Annotated in this window: 14 protein-coding genes; 7 read left to right on the top strand and 7 right to left on the bottom strand. The window is 62.6% G+C overall.

The window, feature by feature from the left end; translation table 11 throughout:
- Positions 1-195: 195 nt before the first annotated feature.
- The 4 genes from WB528_RS14705 to WB528_RS14720 all read left to right on the top strand — a co-directional run bounded on the left by WB528_RS14705 (position 196) and on the right by WB528_RS14720 (position 2,750).
- Positions 196-681: a transposase gene (locus WB528_RS14705; RefSeq protein WP_423889144.1), complete on the top strand. Its 486-nt coding sequence runs from the start codon at positions 196-198 to the stop codon at positions 679-681.
- Positions 682-728: 47 nt separating this feature from the next.
- Positions 729-1,163 carry a cupin domain-containing protein gene (locus WB528_RS14710; protein ID WP_423889145.1) on the top strand — a complete coding sequence of 145 codons (435 nt, stop codon included), beginning with the start codon at positions 729-731 and terminating at the stop codon, positions 1,161-1,163.
- 303 nt (positions 1,164-1,466) lie between these two features.
- A complete protein-coding gene (locus WB528_RS14715) occupies positions 1,467-1,670 on the top strand; it encodes a hypothetical protein (protein WP_423889146.1) in 204 nt (67 codons plus the stop codon).
- A gap of 84 nt (positions 1,671-1,754) precedes the next feature.
- Positions 1,755-2,750 (top strand): TorF family putative porin, encoded by a 996-nt coding sequence (locus tag WB528_RS14720; RefSeq protein ID WP_423889147.1) that lies wholly within the window; start codon positions 1,755-1,757, stop codon positions 2,748-2,750.
- A 46-nt stretch (positions 2,751-2,796) separates the two neighbouring features.
- Here the strand turns inward: WB528_RS14720 and WB528_RS14725 are convergent, their stop codons facing one another.
- From WB528_RS14725 to rsmI, 4 genes are all read right to left on the bottom strand, one after another.
- Positions 2,797-3,762, bottom strand: a complete 966-nt coding sequence (locus WB528_RS14725) for an MBL fold metallo-hydrolase (RefSeq protein ID WP_423889148.1) — start codon at positions 3,760-3,762, stop codon at positions 2,797-2,799.
- A 257-nt stretch (positions 3,763-4,019) separates the two neighbouring features.
- Positions 4,020-4,967, bottom strand: coding sequence for a glutathione synthase (gene gshB / locus WB528_RS14730; RefSeq protein ID WP_423889149.1), 948 nt, complete (start codon positions 4,965-4,967; stop codon positions 4,020-4,022).
- Positions 4,968-5,183: 216 nt separating this feature from the next.
- Entirely contained in the window at positions 5,184-5,582 is a 399-nt protein-coding gene (locus WB528_RS14735) for a YraN family protein (RefSeq protein WP_423889150.1), read from the bottom strand.
- Positions 5,569-6,513: a 16S rRNA (cytidine(1402)-2'-O)-methyltransferase gene (gene rsmI, locus WB528_RS14740; protein WP_423889151.1), complete on the bottom strand. Its 945-nt coding sequence runs from the start codon at positions 6,511-6,513 to the stop codon at positions 5,569-5,571. Before rsmI ends, WB528_RS14735 begins: the two co-directional genes overlap by 14 nt.
- A 251-nt stretch (positions 6,514-6,764) precedes the next feature.
- Between rsmI and WB528_RS14745 the strand changes: the two genes are divergently transcribed.
- The gene (locus tag WB528_RS14745; protein WP_423889152.1) at positions 6,765-8,075 is read left to right on the top strand and encodes a penicillin-binding protein activator; all 1,311 of its coding nucleotides are present in this window, start codon (positions 6,765-6,767) and stop codon (positions 8,073-8,075) included.
- A gap of 167 nt (positions 8,076-8,242) precedes the next feature.
- Here the strand turns inward: WB528_RS14745 and hemW are convergent, their stop codons facing one another.
- The 3 genes from hemW to rph are packed head-to-tail and all read right to left on the bottom strand — an operon-like array spanning position 8,243 to position 10,768.
- On the bottom strand, positions 8,243-9,403 hold the full coding sequence (gene hemW / locus WB528_RS14750) for a radical SAM family heme chaperone HemW (RefSeq protein WP_423889153.1): 1,161 nt from the start codon (positions 9,401-9,403) through the stop codon (positions 8,243-8,245).
- Positions 9,396-10,025, bottom strand: a complete 630-nt coding sequence (gene rdgB, locus WB528_RS14755; RefSeq protein ID WP_423889154.1) for an RdgB/HAM1 family non-canonical purine NTP pyrophosphatase — start codon at positions 10,023-10,025, stop codon at positions 9,396-9,398. Before rdgB ends, hemW begins: the two co-directional genes overlap by 8 nt.
- Positions 10,026-10,054: 29 nt before the next feature.
- Complete coding sequence (gene rph / locus WB528_RS14760) at positions 10,055-10,768, bottom strand: ribonuclease PH (RefSeq protein WP_423889155.1); 714 nt, start codon at positions 10,766-10,768, stop codon at positions 10,055-10,057.
- A 172-nt stretch (positions 10,769-10,940) separates the two neighbouring features.
- Between rph and hrcA the strand changes: the two genes are divergently transcribed.
- Both hrcA and grpE read left to right on the top strand, forming a co-directional pair.
- Positions 10,941-12,029 (top strand): heat-inducible transcriptional repressor HrcA, encoded by a 1,089-nt coding sequence (hrcA, locus tag WB528_RS14765; RefSeq protein WP_423889156.1) that lies wholly within the window; start codon positions 10,941-10,943, stop codon positions 12,027-12,029.
- Between the two features lie 358 nt (positions 12,030-12,387).
- The coding region (gene grpE, locus WB528_RS14770) for a nucleotide exchange factor GrpE (RefSeq protein WP_423889157.1) at positions 12,388-12,904 on the top strand (517 nt) is incomplete at its 3' end.

The following is a 12,904-nucleotide window of genomic DNA, read 5'->3' on the forward strand; positions in this document are numbered from 1 at the left end:
GCCGGGCGCGACCTGCACCTGCACGTCGACGGCGCGCGCCTCGATGCCCTCAAACGCGACGGTTGAAACCCGCTGGACCATGGATGCCCCCTCCGCGTCAGAGGGTAGCGGAAGGCGGACACCCAATCAAGAACATTAGGTGAACATAAATCAGGTGGCCCGTAGAAGTCTCAGCGCTCAGCGCCTGTTACGGGAATGCAGGGGATTATCAACGAGATCACCAAGATTGTCCGCGAGAACGTCAAGGCCGAAACGATCATCAATACGGATGAACGCGCCTGGTACAAACAATTTGGTGCGCACTTCATGAGCCATGACACGGTGAACCATGGTCGCAAGGAATATGCGCGGGGCGAGATCACCGATCTTCTAAAAAAATATAATATTCAATGCCTTATATCTGTGGCTCAGCATCGGCGATCCGGGTTCCACCGGTTTGCGAATGGCTCCATGCTCTTTCGGTTCCCCTCCGGGGCGTTATCCCACGCGGAGGGAATCATGCCGATCTATCGCGCATATCTGATCGATAAAGACGACAAAGTGGACTCCTACAAACCCGTCGAGGCCGATAGTGACGAGGGGGCTCTGGAGGCTGCCAAGCAGCTTCTGGATGGCCACGACTTTGGCATTGAGGTTTGGCTTCTCGACAGGATAATTGGCAGCTTGGGTAAGCGAGTATAACGCGGCCAATAACACGCTGGGGTTATCAGATCCAAGCGGAGGGCAGGATGTCGGCTTCACCACCTGACGGCTTCGCTTTGATCAAGCCGGGCCAGACTTATTTCGGCAAACAAGGCATCACCTATGGCGCGGGTGCGTCCAAGGAGACCGTCGGCGCGGAAAAGATCTGCATGAACGTCATGCCGATGCCGCCGGGCGCGGTCGCCAAGGCGCATTACCACAAGGATATCGAGACGATTGCCTACATGCTCGAAGGCGAATGCGCGGTCTATTACGGCGATCACCTCGAAAAGCGCGTCGACGTGAAACAGGGCGAGCAGTGCTTTTGCGCCGCCAACATTCCCCACGCGCCGCGCAACGAAAGCGGCAAGCCCTGCACCTGGATCGTCGTGCATTCCTCCGGCAGCGATCAGGACGGCATCGTGCTGTTGCCGGAGCTGGACAACGAATTGGCGGAACGGCTGAACGCGGCGTCCAAATAGCGCCATGGCGCCGCGCGGACCTTGCGATCCACGCGTCGCGGGAAGCGCGCGTTTATATCTTTTTGGTCCCGAAAGAATAGATTTTATATAGCCCGCCGAGCCATAAATCCCGACAACAGATCGGGGGCTCCATGAGCTATCAGTTGCCGGACATGCGTGTCGGCGCGCGCACCATCGTCTTTGCCCCACTTGCGGTGGCGGCGGTAACGCCCGCGCTGATCGCGCTGCAGCCAGTGCTTCCGCCCAATCTGGTGTGGCTTTGCTATCTGATGCCGGTGGTCCTCGTCTCGGTGAGATGGGGTTTTGGCGATCGCGGAAGGCGTTTCCGATCCCGGATTTCGCGGTCAATGGCGAACCTCGCTCACGACCATCCTGGGCGCGGCCGGCGTGCTCCTGATGAACACCCAAATCGCCGGCTCTCCGATCGGCCGAACCTTGCTCGCGGATATCAAGGAAGAGGCCGTGCATCCGAGTTCGCCGCTGGGCAACGCATTCTCGGTCTCCTGAGCGATCTTCCTCCAAACGCAACGAAGTAACGAATTCGGATCACCGTCACCTCGCTCGGACGGCCGATTCAAAATGGAGCCATTCATGAAGAAGTTGGTTGGATTCGCTACGCTGCTGGCGATGACGGGGCCGGCATTGGCCGCGGACTTGCCGGTGAAGGCGCCCGCGCCCGCACCGTTCGACCCCTGGGATGTCGCTTTTGGCGGGGCGGTCATGAACGACTACATCTTTCGTGGCGTCACCCAGTCCAACCACCAGCCGTCGGTCGCCGCCTATTTCGAGCCGCGATACAACATCAACAAGGATCTGCAGCTCTATGTCGGCAGTTCCTCGGAGAGCATTTCCTTTGCCAACCGCGCCGCGGCGGAAGTCGATGTCTATGGCGGCATTCGGCCGATCTTCGGCGCCTTCGCCCTCGATTTCGGAGTCTGGGGATACCTTTATCCGGGTGGAAGCTGCGCCGACAACGTGCTGACCGCTGGCGTTCCCGGCGGCAATGTTTGTGCGGTCGGTACCGGCACCGTCTTTCTCGGCAACGGCAACGTCATGAAAAAGGACGTCAGTTTCTTCGAAGCCTATGGCAAGGCCAATTACACCCTCAACGACAATTGGCAGGTCGGCATCAACGAGTACTACTCGCCGAATTTCCTGAACTCCGGCGCCTGGGGCAATTACGCCTCGATCACCGGCCGGTACACCGCGCCCAGCACGACGTTCGGCAAAAGCGGCGTCGGAATGTACGTGTCCGGCGAATTCGGCCGGCAATGGTTTGGGACGACGGACGCGTTCTACGGCGTCGATAGCGTCCTCGGTCATTTCGCGGCCGGCATTCCCTACCCGAGCTACAACACATGGAACGTCGGTATCGGCTTTACCTACAAGACATTCACGCTGGATATTCGCTATTCCGACAGCGACCTTTCGAAGGGCAATTGCAACGCATTCACCAGCGCCTTCAATGCTGCCGGAACGGCGAATGTCACGCCGATCAATCCCGGCGGCGCAGGCTCGAACTGGTGCGGTGCGGCCGGCATCGTCAAGCTCTCGGCCGACCTGACGGCGATGACCAACCTCAAATAAAATTTCCGGGGCTGGCCTGAAGCCGACCCCGGAATCTCCCGTCGTCTTAAAGCTCCATCGCCTCGGGCACGTAGTGGAACCCCTCGGCGGTCTTGGCGACGTGGCCGATGCCGGGCCACGCATAGTGATAGGCGAGGATCGGGATCTTGTTCGACGCCAGCATGTCGAGCATCTTCACGCGGCTGTTGGCCGCCTGCTTGGGATCGGTGTCGAACGAAAACTCCATCCGCGGCTTTTCCATCAACAGGATCGGATGGTGGGTAAGGTCGGCGGTGTAGCAGAACTGCTTCCCGCCCGACGAGATCACGAAGATGGTGTGGCCGACGGTGTGACCGGGCGCTGCCAACGCGTGAACGCCCGGCAGGAATTCCTGGTCGTCCTTGTAGAACACGAGGCGGTCGCGCACCGGCATCAGGTTCTTCTTGGCGTGGTCGACGAAATCCTTCAGCTTCGGGCCCGCCTTGTCGTAATCGGTCCAGTAATTGAAGTCGCTTTCGGCGATGTAGAATTGCGCGTTGGGGAAGAGGTTCTTGCCATCCTGGCCCACCACGCCGCCGATATGGTCGATATGGCCGTGCGAAAACACCACGGCGTCGATATCTTCCGCCCTGATGCTGGCTTCCTTCATGCTCTTCTGCTGGCGCCCGGTGGCGTCGCCGAACATTTTCGAGGTGCCCATCCCCGTATCGAACAGGATCAGCTTGTCGCCGACGTTGACGATCGGAGAATTCTGCTGGAGCACGACATCGGCGGGATTCAGGAAGTTGTCGGTCAGCATTTTGCTCATTTCAGCGTCGGACACGCCGGTGAAGGTGCCCTTGGGATTGCCGAGATCCAGGGCGCCGTCGGAGACGACGGTCACCTCGGCGTCGCCGACATTGAAGCGATAGAAGTGCTGCGGCGCCGGTCCGAGCTTCGGCGCCTTGGCCTGCGCGGTGCCGCCGAACATGGCCGACGTGGTCAGACCTGCGCCGAGCGCAAGCAGAGACCTTCGCGAAACATATGATGTCATACGTGTTCCTCCCACTGCTGATGTGATGGATCGTCTTATGACGGCGATCTTCGTTGGTAGATCACGACTAAGCTGCGACCGCTTTTTGACATTTGGAAGGCGGCGCCGGCCTCTCACCAAGCTAGCGCAACCGCGAAGCAACCGGGGCCGTCTCTTTACGGCTGGCTGCAATGCGGTGATCGGCAAAATGCCGGGGTGCGGAAAATGACGTCCGCGGACGGCGCGCGATAGCTTGCCGCGCCTGACGGGTCGCGATTCTATTTTTGGCTGCGCTTGGCTTCGATGACGTCCCAGATTTTGGCAGCGATATCAGGTCCGCCAAGGTTGGCGATGGCGCGGATGCCGGTCGGCGAGGTGACGTTGATCTCGGTCAGGTTGCCGTCGATCACGTCGATGCCGACGAACAGAAGTCCGCGTTTGCGCAAAGCCGGCCCGAGCGTGGTGCAGATCTCACGCTCGCGATCGGTGAGATCGGTCGCCTTTGCAGCACCCCCGCGCACCATGTTGGAGCGCAGGTCGTCGGCCGCCGGCACGCGATTGACGGCGCCTGCGAATTCGCCGTCGACCAGGATGATGCGCTTGTCGCCGTGCTTCACCTCGGGAAGGAAGCGCTGGATCACCCAGGGCTCCCTAAAGGTGACGGTGAACATGTCGAACAGCGAGCCGAAATTCATGTCCTGCGGCATGACGCGAAACACCGCCGCGCCGCCATGGCCGTGCAGCGGCTTCATCACCACGGCGCCAAACTCGCTGCGAAACGCGTTGATCTCGTCGAGATCGCGCGAGATCAGCGTCGGCGGCATCAGTTGCGGGAAATCCATCACGAACAGTTTTTCCGGCGCGTTGCGGACGGCGGCCGGGTCGTTGACGACCAGCGTCTTCGGATGCAGCCGCTCGAGCAGATGCGTCGAGGTGATGTAGGCGAGATCGAACGGCGGGTCCTGCCGCAACAGGATGACATCGAAGGCCGAGAGCGGCTCGCGCCGGGGCTCGCCGAGGGTGAAGTGATCGCCGACATCGTCGCGCACGGAAAGCACCTGCACCGGCGCCACCACCTCCTCGCCCTTCTGGGAGAGCTTCTCGGGCGTGTAATAGGACAGCCCGTGTCCGCGCTTTTGCGCTTCCAACAGCAGCGCGAAGGTGGAATCGCCGCGGACGTTGATGCGCGCGATCGGGTCCATCTGGACGGCGACGTTCAATTTCATGGGCTGGATCCGTTAGTGTCAGTGATTCTGCGGGCTTCATCCTTCGAGACGCGCGCTTCATTTGCAGCATTCGCGACGGCCTCGCCAGCGCTCGGCCTGCTCGGGTGCGCGCGCTCCTCAGGATGAGGACTGAGACCTTCATGGTGAGGAGGCGCGTCAGCGCCGTCTCGAACCGTGTGGCCAATCTGTATCACAAAATTCATTCTACGGTTATGTTCAGGGGCTGGCATCGAAGGCCGCCATGAGATGACGTGGCAAACGGCGCGGCGCAATCAGCATGGCGTCGAAGCGCAGATCATATCCCTCGTGTTCGGGATGCGCCATCAGCCACATCTGCGCGGCGGCAATGATGCGCGCCTGCTGGCGCGGCGTCACCGCATAAGCGGCGTCATCAAGGGTTTCGCGCGCCTTGACCTCGACAAAGGCCAGTAAATTGCGCCGCCGCGCCACGATGTCGATCTCGCCATGCGGCGTGCGAAAGCGCCGGGCGAGGATGCGGTAGCCTTTGGCGATCAGGACGGCGGCGGCGCGCGATTCCGCCGATAGACCGGTGCGGAAGGCTTCGAGCCGTGCCGGTGAGGCCGGCCTGGCGGCGGGCTTGTCAGTTCTCGCCATGCGCGCTCTTCGCCAGTTCGAGCGCACGGGCATAGATTTCGCGGCGCGGCCGCCCGGAAACTTCCACCGCATGGGCGACTGCGTCCTTGACGCTGTCACGCGCAAGCCGCTCGCGCAGCAGGTTATCCACCTCGTCCGCGGTCATCGCCTGGCTGCCTTCGGCCTGCGGCCCGATCACCAGCACGAATTCGCCGCGCGTCTCCAGCGTGGCGGCCGATTGCGCCAGCCCGGCGAGGGTGCTGCGCTTGATCTCTTCATGCAGCTTGGTCATCTCGCGGCAGATTGCCGCATCGCGCGCGCCCATGATGGCGGCGAGATCGGCCAGCGTTTCCTGAACGCGGCTACCGGATTCGAACAGCACGAGTGTCGCATCGAGGCGCGCCAATTCGGTCAGCCGCGCGCGGCGGGCGGTCGCTTTCGGTGGCAGAAAGCCTTCGAAGAAAAATCGATTCGTGGGCAGCGCCGCGACCGACAACGCCGCCAGCACCGACGAAGGCCCCGGCAGCGCCACCACGGAAAAGCCCGCGCTCGATGCCTCGCGCACCAGCTTGAAGCCGGGGTCGGAGATCAGCGGCGTGCCGGCATCGGAGACGAGCGCGATCGACGCGCCTTGCGCCAGCTGCGCCAGAATTTTCGGCCGCATCTCGGCGGCGTTGTGCTCGTGATAGGGTGTGAGGCGCGCGGAAATGGCGTAACGCTCGGTCAGGCGGCGGGTGATCCGCGTATCCTCGCAGGCGATGATGTCGACACCGGCCAGCGTTTCCAGTGCCCGTAACGTGATATCGCCGAGGTTGCCGATCGGGGTCGCGACGAGATAGAGGCCGGGCGCGGCTTTTGGCGCGGCGAGCCTCTCGCCGCCGACCGCATAGGTTCGCGTGGCGGGCTGTTCTGAGACGTCAGGCGTATTGGTGGAAACGGCTTTCGGGGGCATAATGCTACTTTAGAGCACGGCGAAGGAGAGTGCGAACCGCGGCGAGAGGTTCGCGCACGGATGGGTCAGAAACAGGCGGGATCTTATCGCCCGGCGAAGCGGTGAATCTGCGACTGGCCCTCAAGCCGGGAGATCAAAATCCCTTTGTTTTGGTTAACTATTCGCCGACAATATGCCTGAATCCACCTCTCCTGATGCCTCAGGCGGGGCGAAGTCCTGGCCTTTGTGGGCCGGACAAGAAAAGAGATGCGATGGTGGGTGCGTTCGATCCCAAATTTCAACCCAGGACTTCCGGAATCAAGACTTCCGGAAGTGAGACGTCTGGAACCGAGGAGTCCGGCACCGGCAAGTCCGGGATTTTGGACTCCAAAGCAAGCCGGCGGAGCGCGCTCGGGCTCATTCTGGGCGCGCCGCTGCTTGGCGCCTGCGCGAACGTCCAGCAGAGCATCAGCCAGTTTTCCGTTCCGAACCCGTTCAGTTCGTCATCGCCACCGCCGGCGCCGGGTCCCACCGGGCCGCAGCAGCAATCGGTCGCGATCGGCAATGGCAACGTCAAGGTCGCGCTGATCCTGCCGCTGTCGGCCGGCGGCAATGCGGGCGTCGCGGCGCAGTCGATGAAGAATGCGTCCGAAATGGCGCTGGCGGAATTCCTTAGCCCCAACCTTCAGCTTCTGATCAAGGACGACGCGGGCTCGCCGCAAGGAGCGCAGCAAGCCGCGCAGCAGGCAGTCGACGAAGGCGCGGAGATCATTCTGGGGCCGCTGTTTGCCGCCTCGGTGCCGGCGGTCGCGCAGGTGGCGCGGTCGCGAAACATTTCCGTGATCGCGTTTTCGACCGATTCGAGCGTGGCCAGCCGCGGCGTCTATCTGCTCAGCTTCCTGCCCGAATCGGACGTCAACCGTATCGTCGAATATGCCGCCGGCACCGGCAAGCGCTCCTTCGTGGCGATGCTGCCCGAAAATGCCTACGGCAACGTGGTCGAGGCCGCTTTCAAGCAGGTAGTGCCAAGGCGCGGCGGCCGCGTCGTCGCGTTCGAGAAATACGGCGCCGATCGCGCCACAGCTACGCGCAACGTGGTGGCGGCGCTGGGCCAGGCCGATTCGCTACTGCTCGCCGACGATGGCGAGGCGGTCGTGGCGGTGGCGGATGGATTGGTCGCGGCCGGCGCCAATCTGAAGAACGTGCAGTTGCTCGGCACTGGCCTGTGGGACAATCCGCGGGTGTTCGGCAGTCCGAACATGCAAGGCGGCCTTTACGCGGCGCCCGATCCAGCCGGTTTTCGCGCTTTCGCCGCCCGTTATCGCAAAAAATACGGCGCCGAGCCGGTGCGGACCGCGACGCTTGCCTACGATGCCGTGGCGCTGGTCGCGGCGCTGTCACGCACGCAAGGCGGCAAGCGCTTCACCTCGGAAGTGTTGCTCAACGCGTCCGGCTTTGCCGGCATCGACGGCCTGTTCCGGTTCCGCGCCGAAGGCACCAATGAACGCGGCCTTGCCGTGATGCGGGTTGGCTCTGGCGGCCCGACGTCGGTGGCGGGCTCGCCGCGAAGCTTTGGCGCGTAAATCCCTTCGTCGTCCCGGCCAAGCGAGCGATAGCGAGCGCGAGCCGGGACCTATAACCACCGATGTCAATTATTTACTATTTACGTTGGGTTGTGACCACAGCTCGCCAAACCTCAAACGCCTGTGGTTATGGGTCCCCGCCTTCGCGGGGACGACGGCGGACAGGATCAGGCGGCCAGATCCGCAACCACGGCATCGAGTACCGGAAAACCCGTCTGCGTCACGCGAAGCCGCCCCTGGCTATCGACGGCGATGGCGCCTTCCTCGCGCAACAGCGCGATCCGGCGCGGATCGAGCGGCCGGCCGGATAATGCCTGATAGCGGCGGGGATCGATTCCTTCCGCTAGCCGCAGCCCCATCAGGAGAAACTCGTCGCCGCGCTCTTCGCTGTTGAGGAGATCATCGACCACGACGCCGTGTCCGCTCGCCTCCACGCGCATCAGCCACGCTTCGGGGCGCTTCTCGGTCGAGATGGCGTGCCTCGTGCCATCTATATCCAGACGGCCATGCGCGCCGGGGCCGATCCCGGCATATTCCTGGCCGCGCCAGTAGACGAGATTGTGCCGGCATTCCGCGCCCGAGCGAGCGTGGTTGGAGATTTCATAGGCGTTCAGGCCGTGGCGGTCGCAGACTTCCTGCGTCACGTCGTAGAGCGTGCGCGCCAGCGCTTCGTCCGGCGTCTTGAGCTTGCCGGCCGCATGCAGACCGAAAAACGGCGTGCCCTCTTCGATCGTCAATTGATAGAGCGAGAGATGCTCGGCCGCCTCCTCGATTGCGAGCGTCAGCTCGCTGGTCCACGCCTCGGCGGTCTGGTCGGGACGGGCGTAGATCAAATCAAAGGAATAACGCTCGAACGAACGCCGCGCGATCGCGACCGCATCGAGCGCCTCGCGCGCCGAATGCAGCCGGCCGAGCGTTTTCAGCGAGACATCGTCTAGCGCCTGCACGCCGAGCGACACGCGGTTGACGCCGGCCGCGCGATAACCCGCAAAGCGCGTCGCCTCGACGCTGGTGGGGTTGGCTTCCAGCGTCACTTCGGCGCCGGAAGCCACGCGCCAGTTCTTGCCGATGGCGTCCAGGATCGCACCAACCGTCTTTGGCTGCATCAGCGACGGGGTGCCGCCGCCGAGAAAAATCGAGGTGACCTCGCGGCCGCCGACGCGGCTCGCCGTGGTTTCGATCTCGCGCGCGAAGGCGAGCGCAAAGCGATCCTCGTCGATCGCGGCGTGCCGGACATGGCTGTTGAAGTCGCAATAGGGACATTTCGAGAGGCAGAACGGCCAGTGCACGTAAACGCCGAAGGCCTCTTTCTCGCTGGCACTAGTCAAGGCAGCGCTCCGCGAGTTTGACGAAGGCGCGAGCCCTGTGAGAGAGCCCTTTGCCGAGCGGCGGCAGGCCGTGTTTTTCGATCGAAGGCATCTCGCCGAAGGTGCGGTCGTGGCCGTCGGGGAGGAACATCGGATCGTAGCCGAAGCCGGCCGTGCCGCGCGGAGGCCAGACCAGCGTGCCGTCGGCGCGCGCCTCGACTTCCTCAATGTGACCGTCCGGCCAGGCGACACACAGCGCGGAGACGAAGTGGGCTTTGCGTTTGGAAGGCTGGGTCGCGCCGCGTTCGGCGAGCAGCCGCTCGATCTGGCTCATCGCGGCATTGAAATCTTTCGACGGCCCGGCCCAGCGCGCCGAATAGATTCCGGGCGCTCCGTCGAGCGCGTCGACGGCGATGCCGGAATCGTCGGCAAAGGCAGGCAGCTTCGCGGCCGTCGCGGCGGCCACCGCCTTGATCTTCGCGTTCGCCGCAAAACTGTCGCCGGTCTCTTCGGGCTCGGCGAGGCCGAGTTCGCCGGCCGATATCGCGGTGACGCCGTACGGCGACAGCAATTCACGCATCTCGGCCAACTTGCCGGGATTGTGGGTCGCGATCACAAGCTGACCACTGATGCGACGGGGCATTGCTTCAATAGTCCATCAAATGAGAGAACCTACGCCACCGCCATCTTTTGCAAGTCGACAAGCCTGGCAACGCCCTTCTGCGCCAGCGCCATCAGCGCCAGGAATTCAGCTTGCGAGAACGGCGTCTTCTCGGCCGTGCCCTGCACCTCGATGATGCGCCCGTCGCCAGTCATGACGAAATTGGCGTCGGTGTCTGCCGTCGAATCCTCGGCATAATCGAGATCAAGCACCGGCGCACCGTTATAGATGCCGCAGGAGATCGCGGCGACGTGGTCGCGCAGCACGTTGGTCTTGATCATGTTGCGCGCCTTCATCCATGCGATGCAATCGGCGAGCGCGACCCAGGCGCCGGTAATTGAAGCCGTCCGCGTGCCGCCATCGGCTTGCAGCACGTCGCAATCGACCGTGATCTGACGCTCGCCAAGCGCTTCGAGGTCGAGCGTCGCGCGGAGCGAACGCCCGATCAGCCGCTGGATTTCAACGGTGCGGCCGCTTTGCTTGCCGCTGGAGGCCTCGCGCCGGGTGCGTTCCAGCGTCGCCCGCGGCAGCATGCCGTATTCGGCCGTCACCCAGCCGCGACCCTGACCCTTGAGCCAGGGCGGCAGGCGCTCTTCCAGCGTCGCCGTCACCAGGACGTGGGTATCGCCGAACTTAACCAGGCACGACCCTTCGGCATATTTGACCACGCCGCGTTCCAGCGACACGGCGCGCAGTTCATCCGGCGCACGGCGGCTTGGCCGCATGAAAAACCTCCAATTTTAACCAATCGGCAGCCAATCGAGTAGCTTGGCGTGCTTGTAGGTGCGGGATCGGGTAGCGGCAAGGGCCTTGGCCTTTCTTTGGCGATCATTGCGTGCTTGTCACTGGCTTCCCGTGAGGACAAAATCGGGGTTGCAGCCGTTCAGGAGTTTGATTTTGGCTCACCACGAACCGATTGGCCTGATCTCGTCACATACGGGGCTTGCCCAGCTCAACGAGCGTTCGCGGGATATCTTCCGCCAGATCGTCGAGAGTTATCTCGCGACCGGTGAGCCGGTTGGCTCGCGTAATATCTCGCGCCTGATCGCGGTTCCGCTGTCGCCGGCCTCGGTCCGCAATGTGATGGCCGATCTCGAGGCGCTCGGACTGATCTATGCACCGCATACGTCGGCGGGTCGGCTGCCGACCGAAATCGGCTTGCGGTTCTTTGTCGATGCCCTGATGCAGGTCGGCGATCTCACCGAAGCGGAACGGCAATCGATCCAGACCCAGCTTGCTTCCGTCGGCAAGGCGCAGTCGGTTGAGGCCGCGCTGGGCGAGGCGTTGACTCGGCTTTCCGGTCTCACGCGCGCCGCGTCCGTCGTGCTGACCGGCAAATCCAATTCGCGCCTGAAGCACATCGAGTTCGTTCGCCTCGAACCGGAGCGGGCGCTCGTCGTGCTGGTCAGCGAAGACGGCCAGGTCGAAAACCGTGTGCTGGGCTTGCCGCCGGGCGTTCCTTCGTCGGCGTTGATCGAAGCGACCAATTTCCTGAATGCGCGCATCAGGGGACGAACGCTCGCGGAATCGCGTCTGGAACTCGAAACCGCGCTGGCGCAAGGCCGCGCCGAGCTCGACCAGTTGACGCAAAAGGTCATCGCGGCGGGGATCGCGAGCTGGTCAGGCGGCGAAAACGAGGACCGGCAGCTGATCGTGCGCGGTCATGCCAATCTGCTCGAAGACCTCCATGCGCTCGAAGATCTCGAACGCGTCCGCCTGCTGTTCGACGATCTCGAAACCAAACGCGGCGTCATCGATCTGCTTGGCCGGGCCGAAAGCGCCGAGGGGGTTCGGATTTTCATCGGATCGGAGAACAAGCTGTTTTCGCTGTCGGGTTCTTCCACCATCATTGCGCCCTACCGGGACGGCGCAGGCAAGATCGTCGGCGTGCTCGGGGTGATCGGACCAACCCGGCTCAACTATGCCCGCGTAATCCCGACCGTGGATTATGCGGCGCGGATCGTCAGCCGCATGCTCGGCGGGTAAGGATCACTAGCAAATATAGGTTTCTAGTGGAGTTTCGGATTTGACGTTCGCTTTCCAGGTTTGCAGCCAAGTGGGGTAGCGAACGCCAAATCCGGTCCACCAGCAGGACGCTTGATTTTCGGCCGCTAAAGCACGATATCCCGCGCTAGTGTCCCGGTTCTGACATCCGTATTATTTCGCGGCGGGCACTTTTACGAATGTCAGAACCACAGGGACACTAGCAACCATATGATTCTAATGTGGCTTTGACGCTGACGTTCCTTCAAAGAACGCGCGGTCGCACTGAAAGGAACGTCAGAGTAGCCACACTAGCATCCGGCCAAACTTACCCAAAAAACGATTTCGAGAAGGTAGTTGCATGACCGATCCCAACGGGCCCAAGGACAATCCGGCGAATGACGCCGAGCCTGTGGTTTCCAAGCCCTACATCATGCCGGACGATCCGGAAGAAGGCTCGGTGGAGGCGCTCGCCAAGGAGCTGGCCGAGGCGCGCGACAAGACGCTACGCACGCTGGCCGAGATGGAGAATCTCCGTCAGCGCACCCGGCGCGAGGTTGCCGACGCCAAAGTCTACGGAATTACCGGCTTCGCCCGCGACGTGCTCGACATTGCCGATAGCCTGCAGCGTGCGCTCGATGCGATTCCGGTGGAAACGCGGGAACTGGCCGATCCGATGCTGAAGACCTTGATCGAAGGCGTCGAATTGACCGAGCGGGCCCTGCTCAATGCGCTGGAGAAGAACGGCGTGAAGAAGTTCGATCCATCGGGCGAGAAATTCAATCCGAACTTCCAGCAGGCGATGTACGAGGTTCCTGATGCTTCAGTGCCGTCAGGCACCGTGGTTCAGGTGGTTCAGGCCGGCTATACGATTGGCG

The sequence above is a fragment of the Bradyrhizobium sp. genome (assembly GCF_049586575.1).
Lineage (GTDB): Bacteria > Pseudomonadota > Alphaproteobacteria > Rhizobiales > Xanthobacteraceae > Bradyrhizobium.

Bases quoted from the DNA above. Each gene is read 5' to 3' on its own strand.
- WB528_RS14705 (WP_423889144.1), top strand. From the start codon at position 196: ATGCAGGGGATTATCAACGAGATCACCAAGATTGTCCGCGAGAACGTC.
- WB528_RS14710 (WP_423889145.1), top strand. From the start codon at position 729: ATGTCGGCTTCACCACCTGACGGCTTCGCTTTGATCAAGCCGGGCCAG.
- WB528_RS14720 (WP_423889147.1), top strand. From the start codon at position 1,755: ATGAAGAAGTTGGTTGGATTCGCTACGCTGCTGGCGATGACGGGGCCG.
- WB528_RS14725 (WP_423889148.1), bottom strand. From the start codon at position 3,762: ATGACATCATATGTTTCGCGAAGGTCTCTGCTTGCGCTCGGCGCAGGT.
- gshB (WP_423889149.1), bottom strand. From the start codon at position 4,967: ATGAAATTGAACGTCGCCGTCCAGATGGACCCGATCGCGCGCATCAAC.
- WB528_RS14735 (WP_423889150.1), bottom strand. From the start codon at position 5,582: ATGGCGAGAACTGACAAGCCCGCCGCCAGGCCGGCCTCACCGGCACGG.
- rsmI (WP_423889151.1), bottom strand. From the start codon at position 6,513: ATGCCCCCGAAAGCCGTTTCCACCAATACGCCTGACGTCTCAGAACAG.
- WB528_RS14745 (WP_423889152.1), top strand. From the start codon at position 6,765: ATGGTGGGTGCGTTCGATCCCAAATTTCAACCCAGGACTTCCGGAATC.
- rdgB (WP_423889154.1), bottom strand. From the start codon at position 10,025: ATGCCCCGTCGCATCAGTGGTCAGCTTGTGATCGCGACCCACAATCCC.
- rph (WP_423889155.1), bottom strand. From the start codon at position 10,768: ATGCGGCCAAGCCGCCGTGCGCCGGATGAACTGCGCGCCGTGTCGCTG.